This window comes from Flavobacterium sedimenticola (assembly GCF_030053345.1).
Taxonomy (GTDB): Bacteria; Bacteroidota; Bacteroidia; order Flavobacteriales; family Flavobacteriaceae; genus Flavobacterium; species Flavobacterium sedimenticola.
Window position 1 is genome coordinate 329,243 of record NZ_JASGBP010000001.1, and the last position, 22,106, is coordinate 351,348.

The window sequence follows — 22,106 nt, forward strand, 5'->3', positions numbered from 1 at the left end:
AAAGACTTTATTTTTACACACTTACTAAATTCAAATTACTATGAAGAAGTTGTTTTCTTATGCGCTGTTACTGCTATCATTGGGCGTCTGGGCGCAGACCTCTCAAGTGCAGTTAACTAAAAAAGCACCGCTTACGGAAGAACAGGAAAAGCGTTGGAGTCATCTCGATTTAGAGAGAGATTCGATTCCGGGAATGAGTGTAGATAAGGCCTATACCGAGCTTCTAAAAGACAAAAAAGGAGCCAAAATCGTAGTGGGTGTCATCGACTCGGGAGTTGATATTAGTCATCCCGATTTGAAACCCATTATTTGGACCAACAAAAAAGAAATTCCGAACAACAAGAAAGACGATGATAAAAACGGTTATGTTGACGATGTGCACGGATGGAATTTTTTGGGAGATTCCAACAATGAAACGTTAGAGTTGGTGCGCTACCTCAGAAAAGGAGATGACGGAACCGAGATGTACAAAAAAGCACAAAAAGAATATGAAGCTGAGTACCAAGAGGTTTTCCCATACAAAGAAACGGTTGATTTATTGGCTAATACCGATAAAGTGATTCGTGAACACCTGAAAAAAGACGATTATACGGTTGAAGACTTAAACAATATATCGTCGGTTAAATTCGACCTGTTTAAAAGTAAAAAAATCATGCTGGCTTATGCCGAAGACAGGGGTAAAGATTTCCGTGATGATTTAGAAGAATTTAAAGATTATGTCTACGGCAAATTGAACTATAATTTAAACAAAGAATTTGACGGCAGAAAAATAGTAGGTGATAATGTTGAAGACATCAAGGACAAAAAATACGGCAACAATATCGTCTACTCTAAAGAACGCAAAGATTCTCCTCACGGGACACATGTCTCGGGTATCATTGCCCAAGTTCGCAACAACGGTATCGGCGGTGATGGTATCGCAGTGAACGTCGAAATCATGCCGGTCAGAGCAGTCCCTAATGGAGACGAATACGACAAAGACATTGCGCTGGCCATTCGCTATGCGGTAGACAACGGTGCCAAAGTCATCAATGGAAGTTTCGGTAAAGATTATTCGCCGCATAAAGAATGGGTTTGGGAGGCCATGAAGTATGCCGAAAGTAAAGATGTGCTTATTGTTTTAGCGGCCGGAAATGATGGAAAAGATGTTGATGTGGAACCCAATTATCCCGAAGATACCGCCGACAAAAAAAACGAATTGGTCAACAACGTGATTAAAGTAGGCGCCATTAACTACAATTACGGCGAAAAAATGGTCGCTTCTTTTTCAAATTACGGGACAGATAATGTTGATGTATTTGCGCCCGGCGTACGCATTTATGCCACGGTAGACCATCACAAAGAAAAATTCCAGCAGGGTACTTCGATGGCTTCACCCAATGTGGCCGGTGTTGCCGCGTTAATTCGCTCGTATTATCCTAATTTAAAAGCCGCTCAAGTAAAGCAAATCATCATGCAATCGGGTACGCCGATGGATTTTGAGGTCAATTTAGGTGAAAAAGGTGAAAAACGTCCTTTTTCAAAAGCCTCTGTTTCGGGTAAAATAGTTAATGCCTACAACGCTCTAAAAATGGCCGAGACCTTGTCGGCGACCATGACAAAGGAGCCTAAATTATAATCGCTTCAAAAGGAAGGTTAACCTTCCTTTTTTTATTTTTGGAAAATGAAAAAAACAGCTCTTCTTATCTCGACTTTCGCTTTTTCAGCCATTGGTTTGTCGCAATCCACAAGTTATTGGCAACAAAAAGCAGATTACAAAATGGACGTTGTAATGGACGTCAAGAATTACCAATACAAAGGCAAACAAGAATTGGTGTACACGAATAACTCGCCCGATACCTTGCGAAAAGTATACTACCATTTGTACAACAATGCTTTTCAACCCGGTAGCGAAATGGATGCCCGAATTAAGGCGATTGCCGATCCGGATGCGCGCATGTGTATCAAAACCAAAAGTGCCGATAACAAGGAAATCAACGAGAGTCGCATTGCCAAACTCAAACCCAATGAAATAGGATATTTAAACGTGTCCAATTGCAAGCAAGACGGTGTTCTTACACAAACCAAAGTAGCCGGAACGGTTATGGAAGTTGATTTGGTGCAACCCTTACTCCCTGGAAAATCTACTTTGTTAACGTTAGATTTTGAAGGTCAAGTTCCGGTTCAAATTCGTCGCTCCGGACGCAATAACAAAGAAGGCGTTGAACTTTCTATGGCACAATGGTATCCCAAAATAGCCGAATTTGATTTTGAAGGATGGCATGCCGACCCATACATCGCGCGTGAATTTCATGGTGTTTGGGGCAATTTCGATGTCAAAATTACCATCGATAAAAATTATATTTTGGGCGGAACCGGCTATTTGCAAAATAAAAACGAAATCGGGTACAATTACCAAGACAACGGCATAACGGTGGTTATTCCTAAAAAACAAAAAACATTGACCTGGCATTTTTGGGCGCCGAATGTGCACGACTTTACTTGGGCTGCCGATAAAAATTACATACACGACAAACTGGAAACCGACCAAGGCGTAACGCTCCATTTTTTATACAAAAACAATCCGGACATTATTGACACCTGGAAAAAAGCCCAGCCGCTTACGGCTCAAATTCTAAAATATTACAATACCACAGTAGGAAAATATCCGTATGAGCAGTATTCGGTTATTCAGGGTGGCGATGGCGGTATGGAATACGCCATGTGTACTTTGGTTTTGGGCGAAGGAAAACTCAATGGCTTTGTAGGCTTGATTGCTCATGAATTCGGACATTCGTGGTTTCAACAGGTATTGGCTTCCAACGAAAGTAAACATCCTTGGATGGACGAAGGTTTTACTTCCTTTATTGAAGATGATGTGATGAATGAATTGGCCGAGAAAAAAGCCGACAATCCTTTTGCGGGTGCCTACAAAAGTTATATCGATTTGGCAAATTCGGGCAAAGAGCAACCTCTTTCTACCCATGGCGACCGCTACGATTTGAATCGTTCCTACAGCATCGCATCGTACAGTAAAGGCGAAGTTTTTTTAGCGCAACTGATATATCTTATTGGGAAAGACAACGTGACTAAAACCCTGAAACGCTACTATAGTGATTTCAAATTCAAACATCCCACGCCTAACGACATCAAGCGTACCGCCGAAAGAGTTTCAGGTGCGCAACTGGATTGGTATCTTACCGATTGGACACAAACCACCAACACCATTGATTACGGTATTAAAGAAGTAAATGGTACCGAAAACACCACCAACATTACTTTGGAACGAATCGGGAGAATGCCGATGCCGATGGATGTTTTAGTAGAATATACCGATGGCAGTAAAGAAAGCTTTTACGTTCCGTTGCGCATGATGCATTTTGAAAAGGAAAATCCGAATCCGACACTCAAACGCACGGTTTTGTCCGATTGGGCTTGGGCATTTCCAACGTATCAGTTTTCGGTTAACAAACCGAAAAACAGCATCAAAAAAATAACGTTGGATCCTAGCGGACTCATGGCCGATGTGAAAAGAAACAACAATGTTTTTGAAACCCGGTAACACAAAAAGCGAACGGTACCGTTCGCTTTTTTTATGGAATAGAATTTGTAGCTTTACCACAAATATTTTTTACCATGAGAAAACTACGCTTTCTATTTCTTCTGATTGCTCTGAATTTCGGTTTTCAAAAAGCCTCGTCACAACCCATTCGCTTTAAAAGCAGCAGTGTGAGTTTTACCGATAAAAAGAGTGACGGTTCCTGGAACGAATGGTCTGATTTTGTTAATGCGAATGTATTGATTACACTCGATGCCAAAAAGGATTTAATCGTCATCAATTCGGCCGAAGTGCAATCGTTTAAAATTTTGAGTTACGGAGAAATTGAAGACAACGAAGAGGTCAATATCGTGCCGTTTGAATGTATGGATAACAAGTTTTCGAAGTGCAACATTTTCATCATCACCAAGAAAAAAGAAAACAACCGCATGCAAATTTACATCAACTACAACGAGGTCAAATTTGTGTATAATATCTACAATGTCAATTGAGGATAATGAATCAATCCTATCCTGCAGCGGAAAAACTCAAGAGTAAAAAAATCATCGATTTGTTGTTTACAGAAGGTAAATCGGTGGGAAAATACCCGTTGCGATTGGTATACATCGCCCATGATTTCGAAGATGACGTGCCGCTGAAAATGGGCGTTTCGGTCTCCAAAAAACATTTTAAAAAAGCCGTCGATCGCAACTATTACAAACGCGTTTTACGCGAATGTTATCGTTTGAACAAGTCGCAACTTTTGGCGCATTTGGATCAAAAATACTGCTTCATGTTTTTATACCAAACCGCCGACAGGCTGTCGTATCAGGAAGTCGAAGAAAAAACAAAACAACTTTTTGAGAAATTCGGCAAAACTATCCGTCAGGAAAACCCTTAGTCTTATCCCTTTTACTACACAATAAATGAGCGGTTATCTGCGTTTACTATTCTAAACTCTTTATTATGAAAGCGCTAACCCTGTTTTTTGCTGTATTGATTTTGTTTTTTTCTTCCTGTAAAGAAGAAGCCGGTTCACCGGCCAAAAGCGTCTCCTATGTGGACGCAGCGGCCGACACCACTGCTGTAGCGGCAGCGGAAGTCTACGATGACGCCAACAACTATGACCGAAAAGAAGATATGGCCATGCTTGTTGAAACGCCTCCTAAACCGGAAAGTAGCGAAACCAAAATCATCAAATCAGGGCGATTGCGTTTTCAAACCGATGATTTAGACGAAAGTTACGTTCAAATCAAAGCAGCTGTCCAAAAATACCAAGCAATCATCAAAAACGATTCGCAACAAAATAACGATTACGAGTTGAGTCGGAACCTCAATGTCAGAATCCCGAATCAGTATTTTGATGCTTTTATTGCCGATATTTCGAAAGGCGTAAAATACTTCGATCAAAAAGAAATTACCTCAGAAGATGTTACCGAAGAATACATCGATGTGGCTTCTCGGATAAAAACCAAAAAAGCGCTGGAGCAACGCTATTTGGAATTGTTGAAAAAAGCCAATAAGGTTTCGGAAATGCTCGAAATTGAGGGACAACTTTCGGAAATTCGAGAAGAAATCGAAGCCAAAGAAGGGCGCCTTCGCTATCTTCAAAACAGAGTGGCAATGAGTACGCTGGATATTCAATTTTACAAACCGGTTGCTGCCGGACGAAAAGCCACGGTTTCGTATGGCGGACGAATCGGTAACGCCTTGATAGAAGGATTTAACGGAATTTCAAATTTCTTCATCGCAATTATCGAAAATTGGCCCGTAATGATTACTTTAGTTGTTCTGATTTTCTGGATCAGAAAACGTTGGAAAAGAAAAAATAAATAAAAATGCTGTCACGATTTAAAAAACGATATGTCATCACCGCGGTACTGAGTGTGTTTCTCTTTATCGGAGTAAGTTTCAAAGATGACTTTTTCGAGATTTCAAAACAAATTGAAATCTTCACTACCTTATTCAAAACCGTCAATCAAAACTATGTTGATGAAACCAATCCCTCGGAAATGATGGATAAAGCCATCAAAAGTATGTTGACCGATTTGGATCCGTATACCAATTATTTTAATGAGCAGGATGTCATCAAGTTTAAAATAAACAACACCGGGGAATACACCGGAATTGGCGCGATGATTACCCGTAAGGAAGATAAATTAATCATCAAAGAGCCCTACAAAGGTTTTCCGGCGGATAAGGCCGGACTCAAGGCCGGCGATGAAATTATTCAGATTGGCGATGTGCTTTTGTCCGATTTTAAAGATGATGCCTCGCAGCTGTTAAAAGGTGCTAAAAACACCAAAATCGACATCAAATACCTGCGTCAAGGGAAACCCATGAACACCCAATTGATTCTGGACGAAGTAGACGTGAAAGCGGTGCCGTTTTTTGGGAAAATTGACAACAAGACCGGGTATATCGTGTTGACGCAGTTTAACAAAAAAGCATCTTCCGAAACCCGAGAAGCCTTAGAAAAACTCAAAGCCGACGGCGCCACACAAATTGTTCTCGATCTTCGCGGCAATCCGGGCGGTTTGTTAAATGAAGCCGTGAACATTTGTAATTTATTTGTTCCGAAAGGGGAAATCATAGTGACCACCAAATCGAAAAACGAAAAATACAACAACACCTATAAAACCACCCGAGAACCGATTGATACCGAAATCCCGTTGGTGGTGATTGTAGACGGAAAAAGTGCTTCGGCCTCTGAAATTGTCTCAGGCGCTTTGCAAGATTTGGATCGCGCCGTTATTGTAGGCAGTCGCAGTTTCGGGAAAGGATTGGTACAACGCCCGATCGACATGACTTACGGCACTCAGGTAAAAGTGACCATATCGCGCTATTACACGCCATCCGGACGTTGTATTCAGGCATTGAATTACAACAAAAAAGATAAAAACGGAAAGGCCACACGTACTGAAGAGAAAAACTATAACGCTTTTAAAACCAAAAAGGGACGTCCTGTTTTTGACGGCGGCGGCATTCTGCCCGATGTAGAAATTGAAGAAACCAAAACCAGTACCATAGCCGAAGCGCTACAAAAGAATGACGGGATTTTCAGATACGTGACCTACTACTATTACAAAAACCCGAATTTAGGCGATAAAATTCCAACGCTAACCGATGCTGATTTTGCCGATTTTAAAGCCTTTTTAAAACGGGAGAAAATTGAGTTCAACACCGAAACCGAGCTGGCGCTCAAAAACACCTTAGAAAAAGCCAAAAAAGAAAATGTAGATAGTGCCATTTCCGGAGAATACCAACAGTTAATGGCTGCCGTTCAAAAAAGCGAAGAGATTTTGATTGATAAAAATCAAAAAGAAATCAAAAATTTGATTTTAGACGAAATCATCAAGCGCTATCAATACAAAGAAGGCTTGTATCAGTATTACACCAAAAACAACCTTGAGATTAAAAGAGCCGTGGAAGTCCTTAACAATACGACCGAATACCAAAAAATTCTAAAAATTTAATATGAAGTTTCTAAAATACCTGCCTTTTTTAATCATCGGATGGATGCACGCACAAGAAGAAGTGGTTCACTCGGTGTACTTCGAATTTGATAAATATACCCTAACCGAAGCGCAAGCGAAAGATGTGGTTGATTTTATCAAAAAAACCGATTCGACCCGAATCGAATCGATTCAAATTTTCGGATATACCGATGATGTGGGGAAGGAAGCGTACAACTACAAACTTTCGACGAAAAGAGCCACAGCCATTCAGAATAAATTTATCGAAAGCGGTATCACAAGCAAAGTTATTGTCACCATTGAAGGAAAAGGAAGAATTTTGATTGATGATGATATTGTTGAAAATTTACCCGAAAAGCGTTCTAAAAACCGACGTGTAGACGTAGTACTCAATTTGAAACCGTTGCCCAAAATTGAGATTCCGGGGTATTACAATTCCATTCAAAAGAAACACATCGTAGGCGATCACATTTATCTCGATAATGTGCTTTTTGAGCGCGGCAGCAGTAAACTGACGTTCAAAACCAAAACCGAATTAGACAAACTGGCCAAACTGTTGCACAAGTATAAAAACCTGAATTTTGAGATTCAAGGCCATGTGTGTTGTACCCCGCCATTTCAAAAAGAGGCCATTGATATGGACACCAAAAAAAGACAATTGTCTACCAACCGAGCGCAAGCCGTATACAAATACCTCATTTGGAAAAAAATCGCTAAAGAACGAATGACGTTTAAAGGCTACGGCAATACGGTTCCTCTGGGCAAAGGTGCCGAATACGACCGTAGGGTAGAATTGGTGATTTCCAAAGTGTAATCAGTCTTTTTTCATGCGGATGTGCGGAATATCGTCTTCGAGATACGTTTCGCTAATTTGGATGAATCCGTGGCTTTCATAAAATCGCTTCAGATACAATTGCGCCGATATGGTGATTTTTCTTTGATCAAAATGCGATTTAATCACCTGAATGGCCTCGCGCATCAAGACATGTCCTAATTTTTTATCCCGATAACTTTCTTTGACCACGACCCGGCCGATGGAGGCTTCGTTGAAATAATCATGGGGTTTAAACAACCGGGCATACGCCACGATGGTTCCGTTGTCTTCTCCGATTACGTGAAGGGCTTTTTGATCTTTGCCGTCGATATCCTGATACACGCAATTTTGCTCCACGACAAAGACTTCGCTTCGCAGCTGTAGTATTTCGTATAGCTCTTGGGTCGAAAGTGCCTCAAATCGCTTTATTTTCCATTCTAAATTCATAGGCTATTTTTTAAATTGAATGGATTTAATCATCGATTCCAATTCAAACATTAAATCGCGCTTCTCCTTTGAAGGCGCGTAACAAAATCCTTCGAGTACCAGTATTCTCTTATTGGCTTTGTCGAAAATGGCGTAATTGATAAACGGACCCGACATGAAATCGTTTTTCATTTGCCAGGTTCCTTTGGTTTCAAAAGCTTTTCGCCCGGCCAACATGGTTTTGGAAAAATACGGCGAATAGGCTTCTTCTGTAACCATTTTGGTACCGTAAACCGATCCGTGAATAAATTTTCTGCCGATAGAATCGCGCGTTCTCACGATATCACTTACGGCACTCCCATTGTGTATGGCGCTGTACGGAACTTGGTAGATAATTAAACTGGTGTTGCCGCTGGTAATTTCGCTTTTAAGCCAAATGAAATTTTTGCGTCGCATCACGTATTCGTACTTCGAAGGCACCAGTATGTCGATGTTGAACTTTTTTTGGATTTTTTGGGTATTCAACAAAGAGTCACGAAAGATTTTTTGGTTTTGCGCGATTTCGACCGCGCGCATTTTTTGAATAATCCGTGGCGCGTTTTCTTCTAGAATCTCGAGAATTTCGGCTACTGTTTTCCCCGAAATATGAATGGTGTTTTGTGGCAAAGCGAATTCGTTCTCTTTGATTTCAAACTTGGTTTCATTCTCCTTTTTGACAATGATGATGTTTCTGGTATCGGTGGAAAACCCTTCAAAAAGTTTCACCGGATATTGATTGATGGTAAACAGCGGTTCTTCCTGAGGCAAACCCAAAACCGGCGAGGCCAGTTTATTTCGAATACTGTCGCCTACCTCGCTGTTCCACAATTGATCATCTATAATCACCGCAATGGTATTGATGGCGGCTGTAGAATCGTCGGTAAGCTTGTCCTTTTTAAACGAACAAGAACTCACTAAAAACGTGACAAAAAGCCATAAAAAAAGGGTTTTATTCATGATCGAAATAAAACCCAAATTTAGAGAAGATTTTCGGATTAACCGTTGTTAATTTTCAACTTCATCCCCGGTTTCAAACTCTCGTTTTTAATGCCGTTCCATTTTTTGATATCGGAAATGGTCACACCCGGATATTTTTTTGCAATGCTGAATAACGAATCGCCTTTTTTAACATAGTATAATTTCACGTTGTTTCGGTCGTTAGCGGCAATACTTTCTTTTTTAGAAGACTTGGTTTCGGTAACGGCCACTTCTTTTTTGGAAACAATTAAGGTTTCGCCCAAACGAACATTGTTGTCCTCCAAATTATTCCACTCTTTAATTTCGGCTATGGTCACATTGTATTTTTTGGCAATGGTTCCTAAGTATTCGCCTTTTTTAACTTTGTGCTCTACTATTTTGGTTTCGGTAACCGGAGCTTCTTCCTGAGTGTTGGCTTCCTTATCCACCAAAGCTAATTTAGAACCTAATTGAACGTTTAAATCATCGAGATTATTCCATTTTTTTAAGTCTTCTAAACTTACATTAAATTTTTTGGCGATGCTGAATAAGTTGTCTCCCTTTTGTACTTCGTAGTAGTCAGAAGCTTCATGGTTATTTTGGGTATCGTTATCGTTGGAAGCCACGGCTGTTTCCACTTTAGTTTCAGCAAGCGGTTTGTCGCTTTTCACTTCTTTTCTAACTGTTGTAACCACTCTTTCGTTTTTAATCACTTTTAAGTTGGCCCCCAAAGCAATATTGTTACTTTTTAGTTTATTCCATTTTTTCAATTCGGCTACGGTTACACCGTATTTATCTGAAATCTCGCCCAAGTTGTCGCCTTTTTTGACTTTGTGATATTTCACAACGTCTTTGTAGCTGATTACCTTTTCTTCTTTGAAAATCTTACCGGAATTCGAAGCCACGTCGGACGAATGATTCACCGCAGCGGTATCGGCCTTAGTGGATTTTCTCTCGTTAGAGGCAATGCTTTCTCGGGTATAAATTTTCAGATTTCGACCCAATGGCGCTTTGTTGCTGCGCAGACGGTTCCATTTTTTTAATTCGGACATCGTTACGCCATATCGATCTGAAATTTCACTTAAGCTGTCACCGCGCCTTACTTTATGATACTTTACCTTGGAAGTTGACAATGAATCGCGAGAAGCCAACATGCCTTGGTATGGCTTTTCTCTTTGGCTCGATTCGTACTCCGCATAAGCGTAAATTTTATCTTCATTCGAAGTAAATAAAGCAATCTTATCTACCGGCAATCTCAAAAAATGTTGCTGACCGGAAATGTATGGAATCTCTTCTCGTTTGTAAGTTGGGTTCAAAAATTGTAATTCGGCTACCGAAACATCCAATAAATCGGCCAATTGTTTGAACGTCATGGAACGTTTTACCATCACCGTATCGGTGGCAAAGTGATTGGCAATCGCTCTGTCCGGTTTGATACCGTGCTCTTTGTGGTATTCGAAAATATACATGGTAGCCAAAAATGCCGGTACATACCCTTGTGTTTCTTTGTGTAAATACGGGCGAATATTCCAGTAGTTTTGTTTTCCTCCTGAGCGTCGGATAGCTTTAGCCACATTACCCGGACCGGTATTGTAAGAAGCCAAAACCAAATCCCAATCCCCAAAAATAGCATACATGTTTTTCATGTATTGTGTAGCCGCGTTACTGGCTTTTAACGGATCTCGACGGTCATCCACATAAGTATCTACTTGTAAACCGTACTGTTTTCCGGTTTGATACATAAACTGCCATAATCCGGTAGCGCCCACTCTGGAAACGGCTCTCGGGTTAAGTGCTGATTCAACTACCGCTAAATACTTGATTTCAAGCGGGATATTTTGTGCCGCCAAGGCTTCTTCAAACATGGGGAAATAGTATTGTGATACACCCATTAATCTTTCGAAAGCTCGTTTTCTGTTCTTTAAAAAAGATTTGATTACGTTTTCCAAACCCACGTTATATTCAATATTGAACGGTGATTTTTCGTCTAATTTCTTCAACCTTTCTTTTAAAAGCTCGGTTGACAACTCATAGTCTACTTTTTCATCAACATTAATGTTGCGAATATCCAGGGTTAACTCATTGTACAAATCTAAACTGGCCAATTCTTTCATCCACATACTGTCGATACATTGAGCAATTTTGTCGTGAACAAAGGTTGCCTTAATGGAGTCGAGTACTTCCCTTTTGGTCAGTTTTCTTTGCGCCGGTTTGAGAGCAATGGTATCTTGGGCAAAAGTTACCGAAGCTATCAACATCAAGGCTAAAGTGGTTATTTTTTTTATAATCATAACTTTATGGTATAAAGTGGTATTTGATATTGTTGTTAATTACCTATAATTAACAACGCAATTAATTGTCTTTTATTGTGTTGCTGTTTAGAATTAGTTCAAAATAGCGGCTATTCCCGGCAATACTTTACCTTCCAACATTTCCAACATGGCACCGCCACCGGTAGAAACATAACTCATTTTATCTTCCAAACCGAATTGTTTCACCGCCGCCACCGAGTCACCGCCGCCTACTAAAGAGAAGGCGCCGTTTTGAGTAGATTCGGCAATAAAATTGCCTAAAGTGATGGTTCCTTTGGCAAATGATTCCATTTCAAAAACGCCTAAAGGTCCGTTCCACAATATGGTTTTCGATTCCATGATTACGGCTCTGAAATTTTCCAATGATTTTGGTCCGGCATCCAAGCCTTGCCAACCATCAGGAATTTTAGTCACATCGACTACTTGAGTCTGAGCATCGTTTGAAAAACTATCCGCTGCCACCACGTCAACCGGAAGGTGGACTTGAACGTTTTTTTCTTTAGCCAAGCGTAAAATTTCCAAGGCCAATTCTTGCTTATCATCTTCACAAATGGAATCCCCTATGGCGCCGCCTAAGGCTTTCACAAAGGTGAACGTCATGCCGCCACCGATAATCATATGGTCTACCTTATCTAAAATATTTTCAATAACTGTGATTTTAGAAGAGACTTTTGATCCCCCTAGTACCGCCGTTACCGGTTTTACCGAATTATTTAAAACGCGATTCAAGCTATCAATTTCTTTAGCTAAAAGCGCGCCGAAGCATTTTTTTTCGGGAAAAAATTGAGCTATGATGGTGGTTGATGCGTGCGCTCTGTGTGCTGTTCCGAAAGCATCGTTCACATAAATATCGCCTAAGGAAGCTAATTCCTTGGCAAAAGCCACATCTCCGGCTTCTTCTTCAGCGTAAAAACGAAGATTCTCCAACAACAAAACTTCTCCGGCTTTTAATTGACGGGCTGCTTGTTGTGCGATTTCGCCCCTACAATCTGGGGCAAATTGAACTGAAACTCCAAGAACTTCAGCTGTTTTAGCTACAATATGACGCAAAGAAAACTGATCTTGTTTTCCTTTGGGTCTACCTAAATGTGACATCAAGATTACACTTCCGCCATCTGCTAAGATTTTGTCAATAGTAGGCTTAGCCGCTTCAATACGATTGGCATCGGTAACATTAAAATACTCGTCTAACGGCACATTAAAGTCAACACGAATAATCGCTTTTTGGGCGTAGAAATTAAAATCTTGAAGTGTTTTCATCTGATATCTTAGTGGTTACGAATTGTTGCAAATATAAGAATTTTTGATTTTATCGGTAATTTTTGTGTTTTTATCGATGTTTTTTAAGAAAATTTTAAGTTGTAAAGCATTTACATTCAGCCGAATAGAAAAGTACAATCCATGGTTATCGGTTACCAAAACAATGCTTATGTTGCTTGAATCCTTTCAATAGTACTTTTTGGAAGCTAATATTTCCGTTATATTTGCTCTATGTTGTTTTCAGAAATATTGGGTCAGGAACCTCTAAAAAACCACCTCATAAATACGGCGTTATCGGGTCGAATTCCGCATGCGCAGCTTTTTATCGGTCCGGAAGGCAGCGGTACTTTGGCCATGGCGATTGCTTATGCTCAGTTTGTATTGTGTCAAAATACCGGTTTTGAAAACAGTGGTGGTAATGAGAGTTGTAATCTGAAATTTCAAAATCTCTCGCATCCCGATTTGCATTTTATTTATCCGAATGTGACTAATGACGATGTGAAATCGAAGCCAAAAAGTGCCGATTTTATTTTAGATTGGCGCGAATTTGTCACTAAAAACCCTTACGGCAGTTTGTTTGATTGGTACAAACATTTAGGTGTTCAAAATAAACAAGGTGAGATTCGCGTTGAAGATGCTCAGGATATTCTAAAATCATTGGCCTTAAAATCTTACGAGGGCGGTTATAAAGTGATGATTGTGTGGATGGTTGACAAGATGAATATAGCGGCCTCGAACAAGTTACTCAAACTACTGGAGGAACCACCTGAAAAAACATTGTTTATTTTAATCTCCGAAAACGAAGAAGATATCATTCAAACCATAAGATCGCGTTGTCAAGTACTGCATTTTAATGCTTTACCTGAGTCTGTGATTGCAAAGGCAATGCGCGAAAAATACTTTTTGGATGAACCCTCTGCACTAAAAGTAGCGCATCTGTCACAAGGAAATTACAATCGAGCCATTCATATTTTGAACAATGATAATGATGATTCGTTGTTTGAAAAGTGGTTTGTAGATTGGGTTCGAGCGGCTTATGGCGCCAAAGGCAATCCGGATGCGATACAAAATTTGCTTTCTTGGAGCGAAGAAATTGCCGGAATCGGCCGTGAAGGACAAAAGCAGTTTTTGGGGTTTTGTATTGACATGTTCCGACAAGCTTTATTGTTAAACTACCAAACCGATAAACTGGTATACATAGAGCCCAGGGTAGAAGGATTTAAACTCGACCGATTTGCACCCTTTGTAAACGGGAACAACATCACCGATATTTACAAAGAGCTTTCTGATGCAATCTATCACATTGAACGCAATGGAAATGCAAAAATTATTTTGACGGATTTATCCATAAAATTGACTCGTTTAATTCATAAAAACTAAGATTATGAACAATACTGCATCTATTTTGGCATTGCTTTTTTTAGCGGTAACTTTTATTCAATCGGCTCACGACAAAGTTTTCGAATGGAAAGGGAATGTAGACTGGCTCAAAGGGCATTTTTCAAAAACCATCCTCAAAAACAACGTTCCGTTAGCTCTTTTTGTCATTCTGATTTTAGAATTGGTAACTGGTGTTTTATCATTAGCCGGATGCGTAGAATTGGTTGTCAACGGAGGGAAAACATTTGGCTTTTATGGTGCTGTTTTTGCTTCTATAACATTGATTTTCTTATTGTTAGGTCAACGAATTGCCAAAGATTATGACGGCGCGAGAACCATTGCCATCTATTTTGTACCGGCCGTGCTGGCGGTGTGGTGGCTTAGCTAAATACAGCCATAAAAAAACCGCGATTGTTTCGCGGTTTTTTTATTTTCAAATGTTACTTTTTAGCTTCTTCTTTGGCTTCTGGTTTTTCTTCTTTTTTACCGGAAGCTTTGTATTTATCATTCACCAATTTGATGATTTCTTTGGTAATGTCGTAGCTGTCTTTGGCATACAAAACAGAGGCTACATCACCTGTTCCGTAAATATAATCATACCCTTTTTCTTTGCCGTATGCTTTGATAATTTTTTTGTAATTACTTACCAAAGAGTCCATTTCTACACCGCTCTCGCCTTGTAATTGTTGTAGCATGGCTTGTTGGGCGTAAGTCAACTCTTGCTCTCTGCGTTGTAATTCGGCTCCTTTTTGTTCCGCCCAAACTTGTCCGTTGGCTTGCGCATTTTTTTGGAAATTGGCAGCTTCTGATTTGAATCGATTTACTTCAACCTCTAATTGGCTTCCCATTACTTTCGATTTGTCTTTGTACTTTTCCTCGATATCTTTTTTCTCGATAGATTCGTCCATCAATTTGGAAGTATCAATGTAAGCTGTTTTGAATTCTTTGGTTTCGGCAGTTTTGTTGCAAGAGAGTATGGATATAGTCAATGCAAAAAGTAAAACAGTTTTCTTCATTATGATTTGATAAATTAATTTAAGTTTTCAAAAGTATAAAAATAAACGCCAAAAATCTAACCTCAAAATGGTTGTATTGTATTACAATTTCCAACAATAAGGTTTGACTATGGTTTGCTGATCAGCTATAAGTGACAATTATTAAAAATAACTTTAAATAAAGCGTTTTAAAGGCGTTTCTTGTTTTCGCCGGCAAATTATATGTGTCGCCCTATTTTGATTAATCTGTGCTTTTTTAAAACGTTTTTAGCTGTTTTTAATGATGTAAATGTGTGAGGAATACTCTTTGGTTTTGTTCCCGCTGAGATTTGACTTCCATCCGACAAAAAAAGCTCTGATAAAATTCATTTTTCCGGTTTTGTATTTTTCAGAAAGTAAGCTCACATAAAAACTGTCAAATTTCATAGGAAGGACTTCTGTGAGTTTCATTCCTTTTTCGGCAAATAACTTTCCTATGGTAGTTTTGGAAAAATGCCAGATGTGCCTTGGCACATCAAAGGCAGCCCAATATTTTCCGTAATACTCCGCATCGAACGATTTAAAATTGGGAACCGCAATAACAATAGTTCCGTTAGGCTTGATTAGCCTTTTCAATTCTGTAATGTATTCGTCAAGATTAGGAACATGTTCCAAAACATGCCACATCGTAATGACGTCGAAAGACTGACTTTCTAAATCGGAAAGCACCTCTACAAATGTTACGCCTTTGGCTTGGGCAATTGCTTTGGCTTTAGTACTTGGTTCAATCCCGGTAGTTTGCCATCCGTCTTTTTGGGCGGTAACCAAAAAATCGCCTGTTCCGGCGCCGATGTCTAAAAGTCTTCCTTTGGCGGCATGTGCATTAATGAGCTTTAATTTATTCTTAAGGGCTATTCCTTTTACCACGTGATATACTCTTTCAAAAAGAGAACGTTTGCCATCAGTATGCGAAATGTAATCCTCGCTTTCATAATAGCTCGGAAGTTTATCCAGACTCGGTTTGGGAAACGTAATTAATAAATCATATTCCGGATTGTGATGCAATTCGAAGATTTCTTTAGAAACAGAATAATCTCTAACTTTTTGAAAAAAAATATTGTTTTGAAAACTCATATAAAGTCAGTGTTGGTAGGGCTTTACAAAATTGGTTTCACGTGGAACGCGACTTTGGTTTGGTTGAAAAATATATAAATCAGCTGGAAAATCAGTGTTTATCTTCCCATATAAATTAATAAAACGGAAATATCGGAAGGAGAAACGCCGCTGATTCTGGAAGCTTGTGAAATGGTTACCGGACGTATGGCTGATAATTTTTGCTTGGCTTCAATCGACATGGATTTGATTTTGTGATAATCAAAATTTTCCGGGATTTTGATGTCTTCCAATCGTATGAGCTTTTCGGCATTGTTTCGTTCCTTTTCGATATACCCCGAATATTTTACTTGAATTTCAGCTTGCTCAATAATCTCTTTATCCAAATCATTCTCCTGAATGTATTGTTGTACCTTTTCAAATTTTACAATGTCGTTCAATTCAATTTGCGGACGCGAAAACACTTTGAACATCTTGTCGGATTGTGTCATCAAGGAACTTTCCTTTTCGGCTAAAACCGGATTAGCTTCATCGGGTGTTAGACTGGTTTCTTTAAAAAAGGCAACCATCTTTTCACTTTCGTTAAATTTGTATTCCATTCGGCGCATTCTTTTTTCGGATGCTAAACCAATTTCGAATGATTTTGGCGTTAAGCGGAAATCCGCATTATCCTGACGCAACAGTGTTCTGTATTCCGCGCGCGAAGTAAACATACGATACGGCTCTTCCGTGCCTTTAGTGATTAAATCATCGATTAAAACACCAATATAAGCTTCATCGCGACGGAGAATCATTGGCTCCATTTCTTTTACCTTAAGCGCCGCATTAATGCCGGCCATCAACCCTTGAGATGCCGCTTCTTCATATCCGGTAGTGCCGTTGATTTGTCCGGCAAAATACAAGCCGTCAACCAACTTGGTCTCTAGTGTGTGTTTTAATTGTGTAGGCGGAAAATAATCGTATTCGATAGCATAACCGGGACGGAAAAACTTCACGTTTTCAAATCCGGCTACCGAACGTAACGCCTTAAACTGGATATCTTCCGGCAAAGAAGTTGAAAAGCCGTTTACGTAGACTTCAACCGTATTCCAACCTTCCGGTTCAACAAAAAGTTGGTGTCTTTCTTTATCGGCGAATCGGTTTATTTTGTCTTCAATAGAAGGGCAATATCGGGGACCAATACTTTTAATTCTTCCATTAAACATCGGAGAACGATCAAACCCTTCTCGTAAAATATCATGCACTTCGTTTGAAGTATACGTCATATGACAAAGCTTTTGATGCGTTAACGGTTTGGTTTCATCTGAATACGAAAACTTATCCGGAACCAAATCTCCGGGCTCTTCTCTCATTTTAGAATAATCTAAAGAACGACCGTCAACTCTGGGCGGTGTACCGGTTTTCATTCTTCCGGCTTCGAAGCCCAGCTGAACCAGTTCCTCGGTTATTCCGAAAGCAGCACTTTCTGCTGCTCTTCCGCCGCCAAATTGTTTTTCCCCTATATGAATTAATCCGTTCAGAAATGTTCCGTTTGTTAAAACAACGGTCTTGGCTTTGATTTGAATTCCCAGAGAAGTCACTACGCCTTCAACCTTGTTGTTTTTAACCAACAATCCTTTGATCATCTCCTGATAGAAATCAAGATTGGGTGTCCTCTCCAACATCAATCGCCATTCTTCAGAAAAACGCATCCTGTCGCTTTGAACCCTAGGCGACCACATGGCCGGTCCTTTGGACTGATTGAGCATCTTGAACTGAATAGCGGTTTTATCGGAAACTATACCGGAGTAACCGCCAAGCGCATCAATCTCACGAACAATTTGACCTTTGGCAATTCCGCCCATAGCCGGGTTGCATGACATTTGAGCAATGTTCTGCAAACTCATTGTTACTAACAGGGTTTTACAACCCATGTTAGCTGATGCCGCTGCCGCCTCACAACCTGCGTGGCCGGCGCCAACAACTATAGTATCGTACTTTTCTAAAAACATTTTAATTGTGTTTCACGTGGAACATCTTCATTTTTTCTTCTTCCTTATCACGCATTAAACGTTCATCGTCTTCGGATTTATCTTTATAACCGCAATAATGTAAAAGGCCATGAACCATGACGCGTCGCAGTTCTTCGTCAAAAGGGACACTAAAATCAAGCGCATTATCACGAACTCTTTCCACAGATATAAAAATATCGCCGTGTAATTCATTTCCCACAGAATAATCGAAGCTGATAATGTCAGTTAGCGTGTCATGATCTAAATACTGTTGATTAATTTCGAGTAAATAATCGTCATCGCAGAAGATATAATTAATTTCGCCTTCTTGCTTCATTTCGGAGCTAATGACTTTCGAGAGCCAATCGGCATAGAGTGCTTCCTCATCCAGGCTGAAATCTGATTCGTAATTAAAACTAATCATTGGCTTTAAAATATTGTTGTACCTTTTGGTTAAAATTGGAGCGCAAAGGTAAGCTTTGTCTATTTAAAATTTCAACACTATTTAAATATTCTTGAAGTTTGGCCGGTAAAGCATTTGCCTGATTGCTAAACTCTTTCTTGTTGGTTTCCGATTGGCGCTTTTTATCTTCACCTTGCTGTTGGAGCGCCTTTTCCAATTTCAACAGCTCGTATTTTAAGTTCAATATCTTTTGTAGCGTTTCATTATTGAAACCTTTGTTTAATAACTGCTTCTCTATTTGCTTCATTTGATCAAGAGCATTTTGACCACTACCTCCAATGCCTTGCTTTTTTAACTCCTTTTCTAAAGCCTCTCTCAATTGTTGTTGCTCTTTGTAAATTTCCATAATAGCTCTGGCATCTCCTTCACCATCTTGACCTTGTTCACCGCCCTTATCTTTTCCTTGGCTTTGTCCAGATTGACCGCCCTTTTGCCCATTTCCATCTTTATTACCTTGTTGGCCTTGACCCGTTTTATCGCCTTGATTTTCACCTTCTTCTTCGCCCGGTTTTTCTCCTTTTTTCATGCCCTTTTTCATTTTCTCACCCAATCCTTCTTGTTTTTTAATAATGTCGGGCAATTGCATCCCCGATCCTTGACCCGGACTTGGCTTGCCCTTACCTTGTCCCTGTCCCTGCATTTGCATCTGCATTTGCATTCCGTTTAGCACATCACTTAACATGTCGGCCAGTCTATTTGAAGAAGAAACAGCATATTGTTGGTGTGAGTTTCCTTTTGGTACATTGGCTTCCGCCAAATTCTCCAAAGCTTTGTCGACATTATACTGTACATTGCCAATTTCTCTGGTAATATCTTCAGCTATCTTGGGATTACGAAGCGATAAAGCAAATAAGCTGTCATCAACATGCTTGAACTGTTGGCGTAAATCTTGTTGGATTTTTAAATTTTTGTTGAATGATGGTGCACCTCGTCTTAGATTCTTGAACTGTTTCATTACATCTTCTTGAGAGAAGGAATACGCCAACAAATTATCCAAAATCTGTCGCAACATAGCCACATCTTCTTCCATCTGTTCCATATCGCCCGATTGCATTTGCTCAGCCATTTGCTGACTCATTTGCTTCATTTTTTTGGCGGCACTTTTTTGCTTAGGTTTGGCTTTGTCTTTTTGTTGTTTTTGCAATTGATCTTTGGCATTTTTTAAATCTTCATCGATGCTTTTTTCCTTTTCATCTGAGTTGGGTAAATCCATAGGAGTCTTTAACTCCTTATTTTCTTTTTCAAGCTCATCCAATTCTTGCTGAAGCTTATCAAACTCTTTATTGATTTCGTCTTGCTTCTCTGCTGAATTCTCTTCCGATTTATCGGCTAACTTATCTTGTTTTTCAGCCAACTTGTCTAACTTATTGGCTATTTGTTCTGCCTTCTTTTCAACGTAATAACGCTTCGTTAGTTCTACCAATTGCTCAAGACTCTTGGTTTGATTTTTACTGGCTTGCTGGAACTTTTGCATTTTTTCGAATAACTCTTCTTTACTGATTTTATCATTCAGCTTTTGCAATTCGTCCAACAGTTTTTTATTCTTCTCCAATTCTTCTTTGGTTTTTTCCAAACGCTCTTGCAACAATTCTTTCCTCTCGTCTTTTTTCTCGGTTTTGAATTGCTCCAAATTCTCCTTCATCTTCTCCGAAAACTCCTTCATCATTTCATCTTGCTGCTTTTGGCGTTGGATGAAATCATTGACTTTTTGTTGCTCTTTATAATCTAAATTGTCCTTCTCTTTGCCCATTTTTTGCAACTTCTCCATTTCGGATAATTGTTTGTCCTGCGCTTTTAAGGATTTGGCCAGCGAATTGATGTTATCGTTTTGCTGTTGCAACATTTCATCTTGCTTCTCCGTTTCGGTCGCTATGCGATTACTAAATACGGAAGACTTCGTGCTTTTGAAATGGTGAATCGCATCATTGTCAAAAATCTCAAAATAGTATTCATACGATACCCCTTCTTCTACAGGAAGATTACTCGGGAAAGCAAACACAAACTGATCGTAAACGTCTTTTTTAACGTTAATAAGCGCCTTTTTAGCAGTGTTCGGCTTGTCTTTAGGATAATAAACAATTTGCAGTTTAGAAAGTCCGTAATCGTCTGAAACCTGACCCAATACATAGTTCTTGTTGACTTTTAAACTATCCGGCGCATTGTTAACCGTGATTGTTGGAAATTGATCTTTGATGACAGAAATCTGATAATTCAACTTTTCGTAGTTCTGCACTTTATTGTTAGACGTCAAGATTTGATACTCTACATTTTGTAGAATGCTTTTCGAGAGTGTAAACACATTGTCCTGTTTGGCGAAAGTAAAGCGATTGGCAGCATTCACCCAATCCACTTTTTGCGTAGCCAAAGTGTTCATGCGCCAAGTAACTTTAGTGCCTTCGGGAATAACGGCATTTCCGGTGCCTTTGATTACTTCCGGTTTTTTATTCAAATAACCCGGGAAATTCAGGATCATTTCGAAGTTGGCTATCGATGGTACTGTAACCACTTTAAGTTCATAATCGTGCGAACTGACTTCATTAGCTTCGATGTGAAATTCAATATCTTCTGATGGTTTCGGAATGACGAATTCGAATTCTCCGGCTTTAGTAGTTTCCATGAAATAACTTTCATCGCCAATATAAATCATCGCATTTTCCGGAACTACTTTGCCTACTGTTTTAACTTTCACTAAGAAATCTTTGTTTTGCTCGGTTTGCAACTTGTCATTCACCAACACTATTTCAAACGGTGCCGGCGGTGTAAACTGTTTTTTAAAGTTCACCACACGATTGAAACTTTGTGATAAAATTTCACCTTTGCCCGAAATCAGGAAAAACAAAAAGAACAAAATCGGAATCACAGCTAAGGGCAAATATTTCTTATTCTTCCCTAGGTTAATGGCGTTGCCAAAAGGTATAGGTTGTAAAGTCGCCGCTTTTTGTTCAATCGAAGCCAACAATAATTCCGATTGGTTTCGGTCTTGTGACAATTGCAAAAAATTCGTCAGCTTATCGCCTACTTCACTAAAATGATTTCCGATAATGTTGGACGCCTGATTGTAATTGATTCCTTTTTGCAATTTGAATAGCTTAAACAATGGAAAAAGGATAAATCGCAATAACAGAAACAATTCTACCGCTATAAAAAGCACAAACAGAACCGTTCGTGCCGTTGGTTTAAGCCACAAGAAATATTCAACAAACAGCGTGAAGATAAAATACAGCAAACCAATGCCGACGAAAAATATAGTGCCGCGCAGCAATTCATTGGTGTAAAACTTTCGAATAAAGTCTTCTAACTTCTGATAAATAAGGGTTGATTTTTCCAATTTTCAGCCAATCTTTTTTATAACCGATAAATGTACAATTTTTGGCGAATAACCAA

18 protein-coding genes are annotated in these 22,106 nt (G+C 39.5%); 9 read left to right on the forward strand and 9 right to left on the reverse strand.

Going from position 1 to position 22,106, the window contains the following annotated elements; genetic code table 11:
• Positions 1-40 precede the first annotated feature (40 nt).
• The 7 genes from QHT84_RS01395 (at position 41) to QHT84_RS01425 (ending at position 7,807) form a co-directional block, all read left to right on the forward strand.
• Positions 41-1,618 (forward strand): S8 family peptidase, encoded by a 1,578-nt coding sequence (locus tag QHT84_RS01395; protein WP_283237747.1) that lies wholly within the window; start codon positions 41-43, stop codon positions 1,616-1,618.
• A 45-nt stretch (positions 1,619-1,663) separates the two neighbouring features.
• Positions 1,664-3,541 carry a M1 family metallopeptidase gene (locus tag QHT84_RS01400; protein ID WP_283237748.1) on the forward strand — a complete coding sequence of 626 codons (1,878 nt, stop codon included), beginning with the start codon at positions 1,664-1,666 and terminating at the stop codon, positions 3,539-3,541.
• Between the two features lie 74 nt (positions 3,542-3,615).
• Positions 3,616-4,029 (forward strand): hypothetical protein, encoded by a 414-nt coding sequence (locus tag QHT84_RS01405; protein ID WP_283237749.1) that lies wholly within the window; start codon positions 3,616-3,618, stop codon positions 4,027-4,029.
• A 5-nt stretch (positions 4,030-4,034) separates the two neighbouring features.
• The gene (gene rnpA, locus QHT84_RS01410; RefSeq protein WP_283237750.1) at positions 4,035-4,418 is read left to right on the forward strand and encodes a ribonuclease P protein component; all 384 of its coding nucleotides are present in this window, start codon (positions 4,035-4,037) and stop codon (positions 4,416-4,418) included.
• A 65-nt stretch (positions 4,419-4,483) separates the two neighbouring features.
• Positions 4,484-5,353 (forward strand): DUF4349 domain-containing protein, encoded by an 870-nt coding sequence (locus QHT84_RS01415; protein WP_283237751.1) that lies wholly within the window; start codon positions 4,484-4,486, stop codon positions 5,351-5,353.
• A gap of 2 nt (positions 5,354-5,355) precedes the next feature.
• Positions 5,356-6,993 (forward strand): S41 family peptidase, encoded by a 1,638-nt coding sequence (locus QHT84_RS01420; RefSeq protein WP_283237752.1) that lies wholly within the window; start codon positions 5,356-5,358, stop codon positions 6,991-6,993.
• Position 6,994: 1 nt separating this feature from the next.
• Positions 6,995-7,807, forward strand: a complete 813-nt coding sequence (locus tag QHT84_RS01425) for an OmpA family protein (protein ID WP_283237753.1) — start codon at positions 6,995-6,997, stop codon at positions 7,805-7,807.
• On the opposite strand, the gene QHT84_RS01430 is transcribed toward QHT84_RS01425, so the two are convergent.
• From QHT84_RS01430 to QHT84_RS01445, 4 genes are all read right to left on the reverse strand, one after another.
• Positions 7,808-8,254, reverse strand: coding sequence for a GNAT family N-acetyltransferase (locus QHT84_RS01430; protein WP_283237754.1), 447 nt, complete (start codon positions 8,252-8,254; stop codon positions 7,808-7,810). It abuts the gene before it with no gap.
• A 3-nt stretch (positions 8,255-8,257) separates the two neighbouring features.
• Positions 8,258-9,229 (reverse strand): DUF4837 family protein, encoded by a 972-nt coding sequence (locus QHT84_RS01435; protein WP_283237755.1) that lies wholly within the window; start codon positions 9,227-9,229, stop codon positions 8,258-8,260.
• Positions 9,230-9,267: 38 nt separating this feature from the next.
• On the reverse strand, positions 9,268-11,520 hold the full coding sequence (locus QHT84_RS01440; protein WP_283237756.1) for a LysM peptidoglycan-binding domain-containing protein: 2,253 nt from the start codon (positions 11,518-11,520) through the stop codon (positions 9,268-9,270).
• A 93-nt stretch (positions 11,521-11,613) separates the two neighbouring features.
• Entirely contained in the window at positions 11,614-12,801 is a 1,188-nt protein-coding gene (locus tag QHT84_RS01445) for a phosphoglycerate kinase (protein WP_283237757.1), read from the reverse strand.
• Between the two features lie 231 nt (positions 12,802-13,032).
• Here QHT84_RS01445 and QHT84_RS01450 point away from each other — a divergent pair, with 231 nt between their 5' ends.
• Both QHT84_RS01450 and QHT84_RS01455 read left to right on the forward strand, forming a co-directional pair.
• Complete coding sequence (locus QHT84_RS01450; RefSeq protein WP_283237758.1) at positions 13,033-14,181, forward strand: DNA polymerase III subunit; 1,149 nt, start codon at positions 13,033-13,035, stop codon at positions 14,179-14,181.
• Between the two features lie 4 nt (positions 14,182-14,185).
• Positions 14,186-14,569 carry a DoxX family protein gene (locus QHT84_RS01455; protein WP_283237759.1) on the forward strand — a complete coding sequence of 128 codons (384 nt, stop codon included), beginning with the start codon at positions 14,186-14,188 and terminating at the stop codon, positions 14,567-14,569.
• Positions 14,570-14,621: 52 nt separating this feature from the next.
• Here QHT84_RS01455 and QHT84_RS01460 read toward each other — a convergent pair whose 3' ends face one another.
• The 5 genes from QHT84_RS01460 to QHT84_RS01480 form a co-directional block, all read right to left on the reverse strand.
• Entirely contained in the window at positions 14,622-15,197 is a 576-nt protein-coding gene (locus QHT84_RS01460) for an OmpH family outer membrane protein (protein WP_283237760.1), read from the reverse strand.
• 246 nt (positions 15,198-15,443) lie between these two features.
• Complete coding sequence (locus QHT84_RS01465; protein ID WP_283237761.1) at positions 15,444-16,289, reverse strand: class I SAM-dependent methyltransferase; 846 nt, start codon at positions 16,287-16,289, stop codon at positions 15,444-15,446.
• A gap of 98 nt (positions 16,290-16,387) precedes the next feature.
• The gene (mnmG, locus tag QHT84_RS01470) at positions 16,388-18,259 is read right to left on the reverse strand and encodes a tRNA uridine-5-carboxymethylaminomethyl(34) synthesis enzyme MnmG (protein ID WP_283237762.1); all 1,872 of its coding nucleotides are present in this window, start codon (positions 18,257-18,259) and stop codon (positions 16,388-16,390) included.
• 1 nt (position 18,260) lies between these two features.
• Entirely contained in the window at positions 18,261-18,683 is a 423-nt protein-coding gene (gene ybeY, locus QHT84_RS01475) for an rRNA maturation RNase YbeY (RefSeq protein WP_283237763.1), read from the reverse strand.
• The gene (locus tag QHT84_RS01480) at positions 18,676-22,050 is read right to left on the reverse strand and encodes a DUF4175 family protein (protein ID WP_283237764.1); all 3,375 of its coding nucleotides are present in this window, start codon (positions 22,048-22,050) and stop codon (positions 18,676-18,678) included. The genes ybeY and QHT84_RS01480 overlap by 8 nt, the downstream gene beginning before the upstream one ends.
• Positions 22,051-22,106 lie beyond the last annotated feature (56 nt).